This window comes from Microbacterium jejuense (assembly GCF_039544225.1).
GTDB lineage: Bacteria > Actinomycetota > Actinomycetes > Actinomycetales > Microbacteriaceae > Microbacterium > Microbacterium jejuense.
In genome coordinates this window covers 501661-518488 of the sequence record NZ_BAABLG010000003.1, presented here as the reverse complement: position 1 = coordinate 518488, position 16828 = coordinate 501661, and the positions used below count along the sequence as shown (strand labels likewise).

The 16828-nt window shown below is 71.8% G+C and carries 14 protein-coding genes and 1 tRNA gene; 11 read left to right on the top strand and 4 right to left on the bottom strand.

Features of this window, described 5'->3' with window-relative positions:
- The first annotated feature begins 68 nt into the window (after nucleotides 1-68).
- From ABEA46_RS06905 to ABEA46_RS06895, 3 genes are read left to right on the top strand one after another with little or no spacing between them, the layout of a single operon-like run.
- A complete protein-coding gene (locus ABEA46_RS06905) occupies nucleotides 69-836 on the top strand; it encodes a fumarylacetoacetate hydrolase family protein (RefSeq protein WP_345543639.1) in 768 nt (255 codons plus the stop codon).
- Between the two features lie 14 nt (nucleotides 837-850).
- Nucleotides 851-2161 carry an MFS transporter gene (locus tag ABEA46_RS06900; protein WP_345543638.1) on the top strand — a complete coding sequence of 437 codons (1311 nt, stop codon included), beginning with the start codon at nucleotides 851-853 and terminating at the stop codon, nucleotides 2159-2161.
- A complete protein-coding gene (locus tag ABEA46_RS06895) occupies nucleotides 2154-2939 on the top strand; it encodes a class I SAM-dependent methyltransferase (RefSeq protein WP_345543637.1) in 786 nt (261 codons plus the stop codon). The genes ABEA46_RS06900 and ABEA46_RS06895 overlap by 8 nt, the downstream gene beginning before the upstream one ends.
- A gap of 21 nt (nucleotides 2940-2960) precedes the next feature.
- Here the strand turns inward: ABEA46_RS06895 and ABEA46_RS06890 are convergent, their stop codons facing one another.
- From ABEA46_RS06890 to ABEA46_RS06875, 4 genes are all read right to left on the bottom strand, one after another.
- Nucleotides 2961-4226: an alanine racemase gene (locus ABEA46_RS06890; RefSeq protein WP_345543636.1), complete on the bottom strand. Its 1266-nt coding sequence runs from the start codon at nucleotides 4224-4226 to the stop codon at nucleotides 2961-2963.
- 5 nt (nucleotides 4227-4231) lie between these two features.
- Nucleotides 4232-4618 (bottom strand): RidA family protein, encoded by a 387-nt coding sequence (locus tag ABEA46_RS06885; protein ID WP_345543635.1) that lies wholly within the window; start codon nucleotides 4616-4618, stop codon nucleotides 4232-4234.
- A complete protein-coding gene (locus ABEA46_RS06880; RefSeq protein WP_345543634.1) occupies nucleotides 4615-6252 on the bottom strand; it encodes an N-acyl-D-amino-acid deacylase family protein in 1638 nt (545 codons plus the stop codon). The genes ABEA46_RS06885 and ABEA46_RS06880 overlap by 4 nt, the downstream gene beginning before the upstream one ends.
- A gap of 76 nt (nucleotides 6253-6328) precedes the next feature.
- Nucleotides 6329-7399, bottom strand: coding sequence for an aminotransferase class V-fold PLP-dependent enzyme (locus ABEA46_RS06875; protein WP_345543633.1), 1071 nt, complete (start codon nucleotides 7397-7399; stop codon nucleotides 6329-6331).
- Nucleotides 7400-7481: 82 nt separating this feature from the next.
- Here ABEA46_RS06875 and ABEA46_RS06870 point away from each other — a divergent pair, with 82 nt between their 5' ends.
- From ABEA46_RS06870 to ABEA46_RS06835, 8 genes are all read left to right on the top strand, one after another.
- Nucleotides 7482-8486 carry a LysR family transcriptional regulator gene (locus tag ABEA46_RS06870; protein ID WP_345543632.1) on the top strand — a complete coding sequence of 335 codons (1005 nt, stop codon included), beginning with the start codon at nucleotides 7482-7484 and terminating at the stop codon, nucleotides 8484-8486.
- An 11-nt stretch (nucleotides 8487-8497) separates the two neighbouring features.
- Nucleotides 8498-10039 carry a glutamate--tRNA ligase gene (gltX, locus tag ABEA46_RS06865; RefSeq protein ID WP_345543631.1) on the top strand — a complete coding sequence of 514 codons (1542 nt, stop codon included), beginning with the start codon at nucleotides 8498-8500 and terminating at the stop codon, nucleotides 10037-10039.
- Between the two features lie 70 nt (nucleotides 10040-10109).
- Nucleotides 10110-10181: transfer RNA gene (locus ABEA46_RS06860), tRNA-Gln, on the top strand.
- Nucleotides 10182-10436: 255 nt separating this feature from the next.
- Nucleotides 10437-11885, top strand: coding sequence for an aldehyde dehydrogenase family protein (locus ABEA46_RS06855; RefSeq protein WP_345543630.1), 1449 nt, complete (start codon nucleotides 10437-10439; stop codon nucleotides 11883-11885).
- Between the two features lie 188 nt (nucleotides 11886-12073).
- Nucleotides 12074-13954 carry an FAD-dependent monooxygenase gene (locus ABEA46_RS06850; RefSeq protein WP_345543629.1) on the top strand — a complete coding sequence of 627 codons (1881 nt, stop codon included), beginning with the start codon at nucleotides 12074-12076 and terminating at the stop codon, nucleotides 13952-13954.
- 161 nt (nucleotides 13955-14115) lie between these two features.
- Nucleotides 14116-15117: an amidohydrolase family protein gene (locus ABEA46_RS06845; protein WP_345543628.1), complete on the top strand. Its 1002-nt coding sequence runs from the start codon at nucleotides 14116-14118 to the stop codon at nucleotides 15115-15117.
- A 26-nt stretch (nucleotides 15118-15143) separates the two neighbouring features.
- The gene (locus ABEA46_RS06840; RefSeq protein WP_345543627.1) at nucleotides 15144-16160 is read left to right on the top strand and encodes a DODA-type extradiol aromatic ring-opening family dioxygenase; all 1017 of its coding nucleotides are present in this window, start codon (nucleotides 15144-15146) and stop codon (nucleotides 16158-16160) included.
- A 1-nt stretch (nucleotide 16161) separates the two neighbouring features.
- Nucleotides 16162-16827: an RraA family protein gene (locus ABEA46_RS06835; RefSeq protein WP_345543626.1), complete on the top strand. Its 666-nt coding sequence runs from the start codon at nucleotides 16162-16164 to the stop codon at nucleotides 16825-16827.
- Nucleotide 16828: the final 1 nt, after the last annotated feature.

Genomic DNA, 16828 nt, shown 5'->3' with positions numbered 1-16828 from the left:
ACCGCACGAAGCCCCCGCGGGTCACCGTGGGGGCTTCGCGCGTCGGAGGGGACGGCTAGGGTGAATCCGTGAGGATCGCGCGCTTCAGCCACAACGACGCCATCAGATACGGGATCGTCGACGAGGGCGAGCTGGTCGTCCTCGCGGGCGATCCGCTGTTCGCCGGCTACGACACGACGGGCGAGCGCGTGCCACTGGCCGACGTGGCGCTGCTGGCCCCGGTGATCCCGCGGTCGAAGGTCGTCGCCGTCGGCCGCAACTACCGCGACCACGCCGCCGAGCTCGGCAACGACGTGCCGACCGCGCCGATGCTGTTCTTCAAGCCCAACACGTCGGTCATCGGCCCGGGCGACGCTGTCGTGCTGCCGTCGGGCTCCGACTTCATCAGCTTCGAGGGCGAGCTCGCGGCGGTCATCGGCCGCATCGCCAAGAACGTGCCCGCCGAGCGCGCGCTGGACTACGTGTTCGGCTACACGATCGCCAACGACCTCACCGCGCGGGACTGGCAGCGCTCGGACGGACAGTGGGCGCGGGCCAAGGGCTTCGACACCTCCTGCCCGCTGGGCCCTGCGATCGAGACCGAGTTCGACCCTGCCGGCGACGCCGTCATCACCACGCGGCTGAACGGCGAGGTGCGCCAGCAGGGGCCGATCAGCGACATGATCTTCTCGCTCGCCGACGTCATCGCGTTCGCCTCAGCGGCGTTCACGCTGCTGCCGGGCGACGTCATCCTCACCGGCACCCCCGCCGGCGTCGGGCAGATCGTCGCCGGCGATACCGTCGAGGTCGAGATCACCGGCCTGGGCACCCTGCGCAACAGTGCTCGCGACGCGTGACCTCGGGGGGATCGATGCCTGATCCCGGGCCGACGGCGCCCGACATCGACGTCGCCCCGACCGCCGCCGACGTCGCGCGCGTCCAGCGCCGCACCGTCTGGGTGCTCTCGCTCGGGCAGGTGCTCGGCGGCCTCGCGTTCGGTGCGACGCTGTCGCTGGGGGCGGTGCTCGCCGCCGAGCTGTCGGGCAATGACTCCCTGTCGGGGCTGGCTGCGGCATCCATCACCCTCGGCACCGCGCTGACCGCCGTCCCGCTCGCCGCCATCGCCCGTCGTCGCGGCCGCCGGCTGTCGCTGACCACCGGCATGGCCGTCGCGCTGGCCGGCGTGGGGCTCGTGATCCTCGCGGTCGCGCTGCAGGCGTTCCCGCTGCTGCTGATCGGCTTCGCGATCATCGGCGCGGGTCAGGCGGCGAACCTGCAGTCGCGCTTCGCCGCGGCCGACCTCGCGACGGATGCCTCCCGTGGCCGCGACCTGTCGATCGTGGTGTGGGCGACGACCATCGGAGCCGTGCTGGGTCCGAACCTCGTCGGACCGGGCGAGGTGCTCGGCGACGCCGTCGGCATGCCGCCGATGACCGGGCCGTACCTGTTCACCGTCGTGGCGCAGCTGCTCGCGATCGTGCTGTACGCGACGATGATGCGCCCCGATCCGCTGCTGCTCGCACAGCGGGTGACGGCGAGCACGCCCGCGGCCGCGCGCGGCATCGCGCGCGCAGACCGGCCTGTCGCGGCGCGCTACGCGATCTTCGCCGTGGCGGCCGCGCACGGCACGATGGTGTCGATCATGGCGATGACGCCCGTGCACCTGACCCACTTGACGCACGGCGAGTCCGACGCCGCGACGCTGTCGATCATCGGCCTCACCATCAGCCTGCACATCGCCGGCATGTACGCGCTGTCGCCGGTGTTCGGCATCCTCTCCGACAGGGTCGGGCGCGTGCCCACGATCCTCGTCGGCCAAGTGCTGCTGGCGGCCGCGCTGCTGACGGCGTCGTTCGGGCAGAACTCCACGGTCGCCGTCACGTTGGCCCTGGTGCTGCTCGGCCTCGGCTGGAGCGCCTCGACGGTGGCCGGCGCGACACTGCTCGTCGAGTCCTCGTCCGAAGAGCTGCGCACACGCCGTCAGGGCATCAGCGACTTCACGATGAGCATCGTCGGCGGCGCGGGCGCGATCGCCGCAGGCGCGATGCTCGGCTGGATCGGGTACGGCGGGCTCGCACTGGTCGTGATGGCGCTGGTGGTGGCATCCGTGCTGATGGCCCCGCTGGGATGGCGCGCGTCGCGTCGCCCGGCGGTCTCGACCGACACCGGCGCCGATGGCTGACTGGTCGCACGTCGGCGACGCCTACGCGGCGTCGTTCGCCGCGCTGTGTGCGGGCGCGGTCGACGCAGTCCTCGATGAGGCCGAGGCGCGCACCGACGGGCGCGTGCTGCTCGACGTGGGCACCGGGCCCGGCACCGTGGTGATCGCGGCCACGGAGCGCAACTGGGATGCCGCCGGCGTCGACGCCGAGGAGTCCATGGTGGCGACCGCCCGCCGACAGCGTCCCGATCTGCCGTTCTTCGTCCGCGCCCTTCCCCACCTGGGACTCGAGGACGACACCGCCGACGCCGTCACCGCCAACTTCGTGCTGAACCACGTGCCCGATGCCCGGATGTCCGCCCGCGAGCTGGCCCGGGTGGCGAAGCCGGAGGGGATCGTCGTCGCGACGGTCTGGCACGGTGTCACGAGTCCGCTGCGGCCGATGTGGGACGCCGTGCTCGACGCGGCCGCACTGGATCGCCCGGCCGAGAAGACGCTCCCGCCCGACAAGGACTTCGCCCGCGACGCCGACGGCGTGGCGGGTGTGCTGCGCGACGGCGGGTTGAGCGGGGTGCGGGCGCGTGTGGTGTCGTGGGACTTCGCGTTCGAGCCCGAAGCGCTGTGGGCCGGCGTCGAGGGCGGCGTCGCGACCGTCGGCGGCATCTACCGGGCTCAGGATGCCGGCACCCGCGCCCGCATGGCCGACGAATACCGTCGGTACACCGGCGAACGCGCCGGCGCCGACGGGCGGGTCACCGTCGCACACCGCGCGGTGCTGGTGTCGGGCCGGCCGGGCTGAGCCGCGGGCGCCGGCCCGACCTCAGAACCGGGTCTCGATCACGTCGGCGACGATCGCCGTCGAAAGGTCGAACGCGTCGTCGTCGAGTGTGTCCACAACGGGCACGAGTCGCCACTTGTCGAACATCGTGCACGGGTGCGACAGCCCGAAGACCACCACGTCGCCGAGCCCGAGTCGGGAGTCGGCGGCGACCCGCACGAAGCCGTGCTGATCGTTCAGCTTGGTCAGCTCGGCGCCGGGGAGCGGCATCCGGTCCCCGTCCGAGGCGATCGCATACAGCGGAATCGGCATCCCCTCGTCGTAGGGGAAGTCGCGCTTGCCGGCGTCGACCAGTGCCAACCCCGGCTCGGGGCGCGAGACGACCCGGGCGAGTCCCCGCGCGGCCGGGCGCAGGCCCGCGTGCTCGAACGGCGAGTTCTGCCGGTAGTACCCGTGATCGTGCACGACGTAGGCGCCCGAGCGCAGCACGAAGCGCGCGCGATCGCCGCTCTGCGCGGCCGCCGCGAAGGCGGTGCCGACCACGTCCGGGTAGGCGCTGCCGCCGGCGGTGACGATCACGTCGCCGTCGTCGTAGAGCGGCGCGAAGGCGTCGTGCGCAGCGAGGATCTCGTCGACGAACGTGCGGGCCGCCGCCAGCCCCTCGGGTCCCCGGCCGTGTGCGACGGCGCCCTCGTACCCTGCGACGCCGGCCAGGCGGACGGCGGGTGAGGAGGCGATCCGCTCGGCCAGCGCGATCGCGCCCCCGACCGAGCGCACGCCGGTGCGACCGCCTGGGCGACCGAGGTCGACGAGCACCTCCAGCGGCTGCGCAGGATCGTTGCCCAGTGCGCGCTCGACGAGATCGATCGCGGCGGGGTCGTCGACCCAGCTCCAGATCCGCGTGCCGGACGCCGCGGCGCTCGCCGCCCAGCGGATCGTCTCGGGCTGTGCGAGCTGGTTGGCGAGCATCACGGCCGGGATTCCGGCCTCGAGCGCCACCCGCAGCTGCGACGGCGTGGCGACCGTGATGCCCGTCGCCCCGGCGTCGAGCTGACGCCGCCACAGCGCGGGAGCCATCGTGGTCTTGCCGTGCGGCATCAGCTCCAGGCCCCGTTCGGCGACCCAGCCGGCGAGGAAGGCGATGTTGTCGTCGACCGCGCCCTGGTCGAGGACGAGCAGGGGCGTCCACAGCTCGGCGAGCCGCGGCTCGCGGGCGAGGAACTCCGCGACGGTGCTGCCGGCGGCATCCGCCGGCAGCCCCTTGTCGTCCGCGCCGAGGACGCGGTCGCCGAACGCTGCGGACGACACCGGCGTCACGCTTCCGGCAGCACCGCGACGACGTCGATCTCGACGAGGATGTCGTAGAGGTCGGAGCCGACGGTCGTCCGCACCGGGTACGGCTCGGCGAAGAACTCGCCGTACGCGCGGTTGTACTCGGCGAAATCCCGCTTGAGGTGCTGCAGGTGGGCGGTCACCTTCACCACATCGTCGAACGACGCGCCCTTGGCCTCGAGCACGCTGCGCACGTTGCGCAGCACCTGCTGCGTCTGCTCGTACACGCCTCCGGGCACGACCTCGCCGGTCGCCGGATCCTGCGGGCCGAAGCCTGCCGTGAAGAGCAGCCCGTTCGCGGCGACGCCGTGGCTGTAGGGCCCCGCGGGCTTGGGGGCGTTCTGGATCATGACGGCTTCCTTGGTCATGGCGTTCCTTTCGTGGAGGTCTGGGAGGGGGAGTGGATGCCGGCGGCCGAGGCCGCACGTCGCAGTCCGCGTCCGGCCAGAGCGCCGGTGAGCGCGCCCCCGCGCAGCACGTGCACCCCGTTGACGAACACGTCGTCGATCCCGCGGGCGAGTGCGCGCGGGTCGTCGTAGGTGGCGGCGTCGGCGGCCGTGAGCGGGTCGATGATCGCGAGGTCTGCCGCGGCGCCGGGGCGCAGGACGCCGCGTTCCGCCAGCCCGAAGCGCTCGGCCGTGCGCCCGGCGAGGTGCACGGCGGCGCCCTCCCATTCGAACGAGCGGCCGATGTACGTGCCGAGGAACCGCGCGAACGACCCGGCGGCACGGGGGTGCGGCACGGTGCCGACGAAGATGCCGTCCGAGCCGCCGGTATGCCCGTCGAGAGCGAAGAGCCGCGCGAGGTTCTCGATCGGCCGCTCGTCACGCACGGCCATGACCGCGTTGACCTCCATCCGCCCGGCGACGAGCAGATCGAGTGTCGCGTCGACGACGTCGGTCCGGCGCTCGTTCGCGATCTCGGCGATGCTCAGCCCGGGGGCCCACGCCCAGTCCGCTGCCGGCGTGTGGCCGACGCGGATCATCGACGGCCAGTCCGGCCCGAGGCTCGGCTTGTCGGCGACGGCCGGGAACCAGTCGTCGCGCAGGCGTGCGCGTTCGGCGGGATCCGCGAGGCGTTCGACAGCGTCGTCGACCCCGAGCGTGCTGTACTCGGGCGGCAGCACCGCCATCGCCACCAGCGTGCAGCCGCGGGTGTACGGATACATGTCGAACGACAGATCGGCGCCGGAGCCGGCGGCCTCGGCGAGCAGGCGCGCGGCATCGGCCGCGTCGACGTGGAGGTGCGAGACGTGCCCCCGCACGCCGTGGTGCGCCGCACCGGGGGCGCAGATCGCGGCCACCTCGGCGAGGCCGGCGGCCGTGTTGGTCTCGTACCCGCCGCGCATGTGCGTGACGTACAGGGCATCTGCGGCCGCGACCGGCGCGCACAGCTGCGCGAGCTCATCGGCGTCGGCGAAGATCCCCGGCACGTAGTCGAGGCCGGTCGACAGCCCGAGCGCACCGGCCTCGAGTCCCTCGGCGACGAGCCGTCGCATCTCGGCCAACTCGACGGCATCCGCCCGCGCCTGCGCCATCCCCATCACCTCGTGGCGGACGGTGCCCGCCGGGACGAGGTAGCCGACGTTGAGCGGCGTCGCACCGTCGTACGACGCGAGCAGCTCGGCCACCCCGCCGCCCGCATACGTGGGATGCGGGCCGTTGATCGCGGCGAAGTACCGGCTCGCCCACACGCCATCGCCGGGCGCGTACGACACGCCGTCCTGACCGCCGATCACGGTGGTCACGCCCTGGCGCAGCAGCGCGAGCTGCACCTCGGGGTCGAAGACCAGTCCGTCGACGTGCGCATGCGCGTCGATGAAGCCGGGCAGCACGAACCGGCCGCGGCAGTCCACGACGGTGTCGCCGCCACGCTCCTCGACCTCGCCGATCACGCCGATGCGGCCGTCGATGATCTCGACGTCGGCGGTGCGTCGAGGCCCGCCCGTGCCGTCGACCACGACACCGCCGCGCAGCACCGTGCGGTCGGGGTGGGGGGTCATGAGGCCTCCGTCATCGCAAGGGCCGGCTGACCCGCGTCAGCAGTCTACGCAGTCGGGCGAGAGCGGGTGCGGGCCGTCAGCGGCCGAGCGCCGCGAGGGCGAGATCGACGTCGTCGCCGTCGTTGAACACGTGGAACGCGACCCGGGCGCGTCCCGCCCGGCCCGACGCGGTGATGCCGGCGGCGGTGAGCCGGGCGAGGTCGCACCCCTCGGGGTCGTCCCAGGTCACGATCGCCGAAGCGCGGACGGGCTCGGGCAGTCCGAGTCCTTCGCGGAACGCCGCAGCCAGCCCCGTCGCATGGCGGTAGAGCTCGCCGGGGTCGAGGGCGGCGAACAGCTCCAGCGCGGGCGCGGCGCCGACGAAAGCCTGCCACGCGGGCGAGACGTCGAACCGTCGCGCGTCGGTGGCGAGCTCGACGTCACCGCCGTAGCACGACGACCACGGGTCGTCGCCGGCGTACCAGCCGGCGTGGATCGGCGTCATCCGGGAGGCCAGACGCTCCGACAGGGCGAGGAACGCGACGCCGCGAGGGGCGCACAGCCACTTGTAGGCGTGGCAGACGACGGCGTCGTACGCGGATGCCGCGACTGGGAGCCAGCCGACGGCCTGCGTCGCATCGCACAGGGTGAGCGCGTCGTGCCGGGCAGCGGCGGCGACGACGGCCGCGGCATCCGCCACCTCGCCCGTGGCCGACTGCACGATCGAGAACGCGACGAGTGCGGTGTCGGCCGACACGTGCGCGGCGAACTCGGGCAGCGGCGCGGTGCGGACGTGGATGCCGCGCCCGGCGTGCACGAACGGCAGCACCATCGACGAGAACTCGCCTTCGGGCACCAGCACCTCGGCGTCGTCGGGCAGCGAGGCGGCGATGAGACCGGCGGCGACGGAGGTCTGCGAGCCGATCGCGACACGTTCGGCGCCGACGCCGACGAGTGAGCCGAACAGCGCCCGGGAGCGCTCGACCGCGGCGCAGTACGACGAGAGGTCGACGCGTCCGGCGGAGGCGGCGTCCAGATCGGCGATCAGCGCGTCGCGGGTGGCACGCAGGGGCAGGCCGGCGGTGCACGCCGCGAGGTAGTCGCGCGCGCCCGGGAACTCGCGCTGCGCGGCGCGGATCGCGGGGGAGGAATCGACCAGTGCGGACATGTCCTCCAGCCTGAAGCGAACGAATGCTCACGTCTAGAACAGGTATTCGATGAAACCCATAACGAACACTTATGCTCGGATCATGACGGACGTGTTCGACGACGATCCCGGGTTCGACGCCCGCGAGCTGCGCCTGGTGAAGGCCGTCGCCGACGCCGGCTCGATCACCGGCGCCGCCCTCGAGCTCGGCTACAGTCAGCCCGCCGTCAGCCAGCAGCTCAAGCGCCTCGAACAGCGCCTCGGGGTCGCGATCATCGAGCGCGTCGGACGCAGCGTCCGCCTCACCGACGCCGGCCGGGTGCTCGCGCGTCACGCGCCGGCCGTGACGACGGCACTGGATGCCGCGGCCGGCGAGCTCGCCGAGCTTCAGGGCCTGCGCGCCGCGCGGGTGCGCCTCATGGCCTTCCCGTCGGCCTCGCCCACGGTCGTGCCGAGGCTGCTCGCCGAGCTCGCGGTGCGGCATCCGGGGATCTCGCTCACCTACGTCGAGGCCGAGCCGCCCGAGGCGGTCGACGCCGTGCGCGAGGACCGCACCGACATCGCGCTCACCTTCAGCTACCCCGGCGACCGCGAGGATCCGCACGGGACGAGTGCACGCGGGCTCGACGTGCGCTCGATCGGCGTCGACGAGATGCTCGCGGTGCTGCCGGCCGGCCACGTCGGCGCACAAGGCCCCGTCGTAGACGTCTCGACGCTCGCCGGCGATGCGTGGATCGCCGGCTGCCCGCGCTGCCGCGGACACCTGCTGGAGCTGTGCGGCCGTGCAGGGTTCGCGCCCCGCATCGCCTTCGAGACTGACAACTTCGTGGCGGTCGAGGGTCTCGTCGCGCAGGGGATCGGCGTTGCGACGCTGCCGCGCATGGCGGTCGAGTCGTTCCCGCAATTGCCGGGGCTGGCGATCGTGCCGCTGCCGGCGGGGGAGCAGCGCACGATCCACACCGTCACCGCGCGCGGCGCCGACCGCGTCCCGGCGGTGCGGGCGACGCTCGCGGCCCTGGCGCGGCTCGTGGCCGGGCCGGCCGCAGACCCCGGCGGCGAGGCATCCGCGCACCGGGAGGCGCCGTCGCCCGCGGCCTCGGGCAACTAAACTCTGCGGTGATGTCCTCTTCGCCTGATCCCCGCACCACGACCGCCACCGGCGCCGACGTCCGCGTCCGCTTCTGCCCGTCGCCGACCGGCCTCCCGCACGTCGGACTCATCCGCACGGTGCTGTTCAACTGGGCCTACGCCCGCCACAACGGCGGCAAGCTCGTGTTCCGCATCGAAGACACCGACGCCGCGCGCGACAGCGAAGAGAGCTACCAGCAGCTCCTCGACGCGCTGCGCTGGCTCAAGATCGACTGGGACGAGGGCGTCGAGGTCGGCGGCCCGCACGCGCCGTACCGTCAGTCGCAGCGCCACGACATCTACCGCGAGGTGCTCGACAAGCTCATCGCGGTGGGCGCCGTGTACGAGAGCTACTCGACCGCCGAAGAGATCGACGCGCGCAACGAGGCGAACGGCCGCGCCAAGCAGCTCGGCTACGACAACTTCGACCGCCACCTCACCGACGAGCAGAAGGCCGCGTTCCGCGCCGACGGCCGCGAGCCCGCCTGGCGTCTGCGCGTCCCGGACGAGGACCTCACCTACGTCGACCTGATCCGCGGCGAGGTCACCTTCCCGGCCGGGTCGTTCCCCGACTTCGTGCTCGTGCGCGCCGGAGGCGTGCCGCTGTACCCGTTCGTGAACCCCGTCGACGACGCGCTCATGGGCATCACGCACGTCATCCGCGGCGAGGATCTCATGCCGTCGACGGCACGCCAGCTCGCGCTGTACGGCGCGCTGGCGGATGCCGGGGTCACGACGTTCGTGCCGCGCTTCGCGCACATGCCGCTCGTGCTGGGCGAAGAGGGCAACAAGAAGCTCTCGAAGCGCGACCCGAAGGCCGACCTGTTCCTGCAGCGCGACAAGGGCTTCATCCACGAGGGCCTCCTCAACTACCTCGCGCTGCTCGGCTGGTCGATCGGCCCCGACCGCGACGTCTTCTCGCTCGAGGAGCTGGTGGCCGCGTTCGACATCGTCGACGTGAACCCCAACCCGGCGCGGTTCGACCAGAAGAAGGCCGAGTCGATCAACGGCGACCACATCCGCATGCTGGCGCCCGAGGACTTCGCGGCACGCCTGGTGCCGTACCTGGCCGCGGCCGGCGTCGTCGACGAGACGCCCACGCCCGCTCAGCAGGCGACGCTCGCGGCGGCCGCGCCCCTCGTGCAGGAGCGCATGCAGCTGCTCGGCGATGCGCCCGGCCTGCTGGGCTTCCTCTTCAGCAACGAGATCGACTACCAGGACGACGCGCTCGCGTCGCTGCCCGCGAACGCCGACGAGGTGCTGGTCGCCTCGGTCGGCGCGCTCGAGCTGGTGCCCGACACCGACTTCTCGGCCGCGGTCGTGCAGGACGCGCTCGCGGGCGCCCTCATCACGCCCGTCGACGAGGGCGGGCTGGGTCTCAAGCCCCGCCTCGCCTACGGTCCGCTGCGCGTGGCCCTGAGCGGCCGCCGGGTGTCGCCGCCACTGTTCGAGTCGATGGAGCTGCTCGGCAAGACCGAGACGATCCGACGCCTCGGAGGGCTGGTCTCGCACCGGTCCGACGCGCGCGGGTAGCGCCCCGGTTTGGAGCAGGTGCCGGGGTGACGTAGACTCTATCCTCGGCACCGCTTCGGCGGAAACGCCTTGGGGTATGGTGTAATTGGCAACACGGCTGATTCTGGTTCAGTTGTTCTTGGTTCGAGTCCAGGTACCCCAGCAAGACGAAAACCCCCGGTTCCCGGGGGTTTCGTCATTTCCGGCCGATGCGGTCGTGCGAATCGACCGACGGGTGCGCGGTGAATGTCCCGGCGACGCGGGCACGGCGCCACGCCGGGCCGCCGTCGCGCGACGGCGACCGGCGTTGCGACATGGTGTCGCTGCGCGGCGGCCCGGTTCGCGACGATCCGCGGATGCCCGGCCGGCCGCCGGCGACTAGCATCGCAACGACTTTCGCAACGGACAGGAGGGCGCGATGACGCGTTGGGACCGGGGACCGGCTGACGGGCGCATCTACTCCGATGGCTGGCGCACCCCGGGTGGGGGCGTCCAAGAGGTGCGCTCGCCCGGCGACGGAGGGCTGATCGGTCGGACCGGGCTCGCCGACGACGCGGACGTGGACCGCGCCGGTGCCCGGGCGGTGTCGGCGCAGGCCGCCTGGGCGCGCACCTCGTACAAGGAGCGCTCCGGAGTCCTCACCAGGGCGGCCGACGCCCTCCGCGACATCCGCCAGGATGCGGAGCACGTCCTCGTCCGTGAGAGCGGCTCATTGCCCGCCAAGGCTGCGCACGAGGTGGGCAAGGCCATCGACGAGCTCGAGGAGGCGGCGCGTCTCGTCACGCTGTCGCAGGGCGACGTGCTGCCCGTCGAGGACCCGTCCACGCTGGGCATCGCACGCCGCATCCCCGTCGGCGTCGTGGGCGTCATCTCTCCGTGGAACGCGCCGCTGATGCTGGCGATCCGTTCGGTCGCCCCGGCGATCGCCCTCGGCAACGCAGTGATCGTCAAACCCGACGTGAAGACCGCGTTCTCGGGGGGAGCTCTCATCGCCGAGATCTTCGCGCGCGCGGGTCTTCCGGACGGGCTGCTGCACATCCTCCCCGGCGGGCCCGCGACCGGCGAGGCAGTGGTGCGCTCGCCGCACACCGACGTCATCGCATTCACCGGCTCATCGGCGGCGGGCAGGCGTGTCGGAGAGGTGGCGGGCGGTCTGCTCAAGCGCGTCATCCTGGAACTCGGGGGCAACAACGCGCTGGTCGTCATGGCCGATGCCGACCTCGACCTGGCCGTGGCCAGCGGGATCGGCGGAGCCTTCCGCCATCAGGGACAGATCTGCATGGCCACCGGGCGGCATCTCGTGCACGAGAGCGTCGCCGACGAGTACGTCGAGCGCCTCGCATCCGCCGCTGCGGCGATGCGGCTGGGCGACCCCCTCGTGGCCGGCACCACCCTGGGGCCGCTGATCACGGCAGGCCAGGCGGAGCGCGTGCAGGGCATCGTGGACGCGGCCGTCGCCGACGGGGCACGGGTCGCGCAGGGTGGGACCCACGACGGCGCGTTCTACGCGCCGACCGTGCTGGACGACGTCGCTGCCGACAACGCGGCGTTCCGCAACGAGATCTTCGGCCCGGTCGCCCCGGTCACCCGCTTCGCGACCGAGGAGGAGGCGCTGGAGCTCGCCAATGCGAGCGACTACGGGCTGTCTGCGGCGATCCACACCCGGGACATCGCCCGGGGGCTGGGCTTCGCCTCCCGGCTGCGGGCCGGGATGGTGGCGCTCAACGGCCAGACGATCTACGACGCCGCGCACATCCCGATGGGAGGCCTCGGCGCCTCCGGGAACGGCGGCCGCCACGGCGGGCACTGGAATCTGGACGAATTCACCTACTGGCAGTGGGTGACCGTCCCGACGATCTCCGGCTGAGACCCGGTCGGAGAGAGGGAGGGCGTGCTGCTCCGAGGGGGACGGCACGCCCTCTTTCGACATGTCCGGCGGCACCCGGCCGTTGCGACATCGTGTCGGAATGCGGCGCGTGCTTTCACGCCGCGGTCACGTATCGGCCCTGGCCGGGCGATTCCTAGCCTGGGAGTCCCGTAGCCGAGGAGGAGTACGTGTCCGCATCCGAGATCAGCCCCCGCGCCCCGCTGCCGCCGATCAGCGAGGACGAGTGGCCCGCCGCCACGCAGGTCCTCATCATGGGCGGGGGCCCCGTCGGGCTCTCCTGCGCGATCCTGCTCGCCCAGCGCGGAGTCGATGTGCTGCTCGTCGAGCGCCGCGACTTCGTGTTCCGCTTCCCCCGCGCGCATCTGCTCAACCCGCGGACCATGGAGGCCTTCAGCGACATGGGCGTCGCGGCCGACATCTACGCCGCGACGCCGACGCATGACCGGTGGCGCAAGGCCGTCTGGTACACGACGGCCACGGGGCCGGGACGATTCGACGGAATGAAGATCGGTGAGGTGCCCGCATGGGGCGGGGGTCCCGACGCCGAGCGATACCGCGCGGCCAGTCCTCGCACGTTCGCCAACATGCCGCAGATCCGCCTCGACCCGCTGCTCTACCGGCACGCCCTTGCCGCGGCGCCCGGTCGCATCCGCAAGCGCCAGGAGGTCGTCGCGATCGATCAGGATGCCGACGGCGCCACCGTGGGGATCCGGGATGTGGACTCGGGCGAGGTGCGTCGCATCAGAGCCCAGTACGTGATCGCGGCAGACGGCGGGCGCGACAGCTCCACCCTGCTGGGGGTGGAGCTGGAGGGACCCCGCGACATGCGAGAGGTCGTCAACTATCACGTCAGTCTCGATCTCTCGGCCTGGTCTGAGCCCGACGCGCTGCTCGGGCACTTCCTGCACCCGGCCGGCGGCGCCCGCCGTCGCGGGACCATCCAGGCGCTCGGACCGACGCACTACGACCGGGACTCCGAGGAGTGGCTGGTCTCGGTCGCCGGCTGGATGGTCGAGGGGGACCCCGACGACGAGGCGGTGCTGTTCGAATCGATCCGTCGGATGCTCGGCCTCGACGCGAAGCATCCGATCATCATGCACTCGATGACCCGCTGGAGCTACAACGGCCTCGTCGCCGAACGGTTCCGCGTCGGGCGGGCATTCCTCGCGGGCGATGCGGCGCACAAGCACCCGCCCACGGGCGGGCTCGGACTCAACAGCGGCATCCAGGATGCCCAGAACCTGTGCTGGAAGCTCGCGGCCGTGCTCGATGGGCAGGCTCCGGACGGGATCCTGGACAGCTATCAGGCCGAACGGCGTCCCATCGTCGCCTGGTACACGGCGCACTCGCTCGAGAACGCGAATCGTCATCCTCCCATCGCTGCCGCGCTCGGGTTCGGTGACGATGAGCAGGACGGCTTCCGCAGCCTCGAGGTGTTCGTCAGCGACACCCCGGAAGGCGCGGCCATGCGCGAACGGGTCGCGGCCGAGGTGAATCACAACGCCCACGACTACAGCCAGTTGGGGGTCGAGGCGGGGTTCCACTACACGGCGGGTGCGCTCGTCCCTGACGGGACGCCGATCCCTGGCGACCCGACCGATCCCGTGGCGTTCCACCCGACGTCGCGCCCGGGGCACCACCTGCCGCACGTCTGGCTGGACGGACGCGGACCGGACGACCCGGACCGGCGCTCCTCGCACGACCTCGTCGCCGGGACGGGCCTCACGCTCATCACTTCCGCGTCGGCAGCGCCGCGCTGGGGCGAAGCGGTGTCGACGGCCGGCGGCGCCATGCCGATCACCGTCGTCGCCGTCTCCGACGACGACGACGCGTGGCTCGCGGCGAGAGAAATCGCCGACGACGGCGCGCTCCTGGTGCGCCCCGACCGCAAGGTCGCCTGGCGATCGCCGAACATGCCTTCAGACGCAGTCTGCGCGCTCGACGACGCCCTCGCGACGATCCTCCGCGGCGGCGACACCCCTGCCCAGGATCCCGCCGAGCAGTACCTCATGCGGATCCGGGCGGCAGCGAACGTCCTCGTCCAGTAGGGCGCGGCGGTGGCGATCCGGCACCGTTCCTACACGGTGTCGGATCGTCCCGCGCGAGATTCCCGCAGCCCGCCGATCCTTCGGAAGAGGCGCTCTCGTAGCGTCGAGACATCGCCGCACCACCCGCATCGGGACGGCAGAGAAAGCACCAAGGAGCCACCGTGATCATCGACGTCCACGGCCACATGACCGCCCCGGATTCGTACTACGCGTGGAAGGCCTCTCTGCTGGCCGCCCGCGGATCGCACGGCGGCAAGCCCCCGGTCATCAGCGACGACGAGCTCATCGCGTCCTACCACGCGCCGCACCCGAGCTTCGGGCACATCTCGCACATGGCGCACATCGACGGTGCGGGCATCGATCTGCAGCTGCTGTCTCCGCGACCGTTCCACGCGATGCACTCCGAGCGCCCGACGAAGATCGTCGAATGGTTCACGGCCGAGACGAACAACATCATCCACCGCACCACCGAGCTGTTCCCGGGACGGTTCAAGGGGATCGCGGGCATTCCGCAGAGCCCCTACCTCACCGTCGAGCAGTGGCTGCCCGAAATGCGTCGCGCGGTCACCGAGCTGGGCTTCGTCGGCGCGATGGTCAACTCCGATCCCTACGAGGGCACCGAGGTGCCTCCGGCGATGGGGGAGCGGTACTGGTACCCGCTGTACGAGACCCTCTGCGAGCTCGACGTGCCGATGCTGCTGCACTCCGCCGGATGCCGGTTCCCCGCCCGTGAGCCCTACAGCCTGCACTTCATCCAGGAGGAGACGGTCTCGGTCTGGAGCATGATCCAGGCCGACGTGTTCGCGGACTTCCCGGATCTCAAGGTCATCGTCGCCCACGGCGGCGGAGCCATCCCCTACCAGATGGGGCGCTTCCTGCCCTCGGTGGTGCGCACCGGCGTCTCGTACCTCGACAAGCTGCGCAACTTCCACTTCGACTCCTGCCTGTACACGCAGGACAGCCTGGAGCTGCTCATGAAGGCCGTCGGCACCGACCGCGTGCTGTTCGGATCCGAGAAGCCGGGCACCGGCTCGCAGATCGACCCCGAGACCGGGCGGTGGTTCGACGACATCCATCTGCTGATCGACGACATCGCGTGGCTCGACGCCGACCGCCGCGCCGACGTGCTCGAGAACAACGCCCGCAGCCTGTTCCGGCTCTGAGCACCGCATTCGAGAAGGGATCCACCATGACCGAGATCGTCGCCGGGATCGGCACGTCGCACGGACCGCAGCTCAAGGCCGCACCGCCTGAGGCCTGGGAGACCCGGGGCGTCGCCGACCGCCGCAGCAAGGGCCTGAAGTTCCGCGGAGCCACCTACACCTTCGACGAGCTGCGCGAGGCGCGGGAGGACTTCTCCGCCGAGATCAGCCACGATGTCATGCGGCGCCGGTGGGACAGCTGCCAGGCATCGATGGACGACCTGTCGCGGTTCCTCCGAGAGCAGGACGTGGACGTGCTCGTCATCGTCTCGAGCGACCACAAAGAGACGTACGGCGACGAGTGGCTCGCCCCGTTCTCGGTGTTCTGGGGCGACGAGGTGGCGCATGTGCCGTTCACCCAGGCGCAGCTGGACGAGATGGCACCCGGCCTGGCGGAGGCGGCCATGGGCGACGTCCCCGACCACACGATCGCGCGACCGACCCACCGCGCGCTGGGCAAGCACATCATTCAGTCGACGCAGGGCGAGGACTTCGACACCGGTGCGACGGAGATCGTGCCGGCCGGCCGGTACGAGAACCACTCGATCCCGCACGGCTTCGGGTTCATCTATCAGCGCTTCATGGGCGAGGACTCCGCGGTGCCCATGGTCCCGATCTTCATCAACACCTTCTGGGAGCCCAATCCGCCGAGCGCGAAGCGCTGCTATGACTTCGGTCGCGCCGTGGGCCGGGCGATCCAGTCGTTCCCCGGCGACCTGCGGGTCGCGGTGGTCGCGTCGGGCGGCCTCAGCCACTTCGTCATCGACGAGAAGCTCGACGGCGAGTTCATCCAGGCGATGCGTGATCACGACGCGGACTATCTGTCGTCGGTGCCTGCGGACGAGATGGTGTCGGGTGCCTCTGAACTGCGCAACTGGATCGCGGTGGCCGGTATCGCGGACGAGGTGGGCCTGGACGTCATGAGTGTCGACTATGAGCCGTGCTACCGCACCGAGGCGGGCACCGGGAATGCGATGGGCTTCGTCACCTGGGGGCGCGGCTGACATGGCTTCACCGACGGAGATCGTCTCGGCTCTGCGCACGCTCGACAGCTGCGCCGTGTCGGACGCCCTGGACACGCTCGGGCTGCGGGGCGCGGTGACGGGCCTTCCGCCGATGTGGCCTGCGGGGCGCACGGTGGCCGGTCGCGTGCGCACGGTGACCGCCGCGCCCAAGGCGGCTGCCGGCGCCGCGAACCACATCGCCACCGCGCTGGTAGCCGTCGCCGAACCCGACGACGTCGTGGTGATCGACAACCACGGACGCACCGACGTGTCGTGCTGGGGCGGCCTGCTGGCCGAGGCCGCCGTGCAGCGCGGCATCGCGGGGGTGGTCGTCGATGGCGCGTGCCGCGACGTGCAGGAGAGCGAGGCGCTCGGGCTGCCCGTCTTCGCGCGGGCGGCGGTGCCGATCAGCGCACGCGGACGGATCATGCAGCAGGCAATGGACGAGCGCGTCCAGATCGCCGGCGTCGCGGTGGCCTCCTTCGACTACGTGATCGCCGACGTCAACGGCGTGGTCTTCATCGCCGCCGGTCAGGCGGAGCGCGTCGTCGCGCTGGCGCAGCGGATCGCCGATCGCGAAGCCCTCATGTCTCAGGCCGTCCGTGCCGGCCGCGACGTCAGCGAGGTCATGCACGACTCACAGTTCCCCACCGTCACCGCGGAGTAGG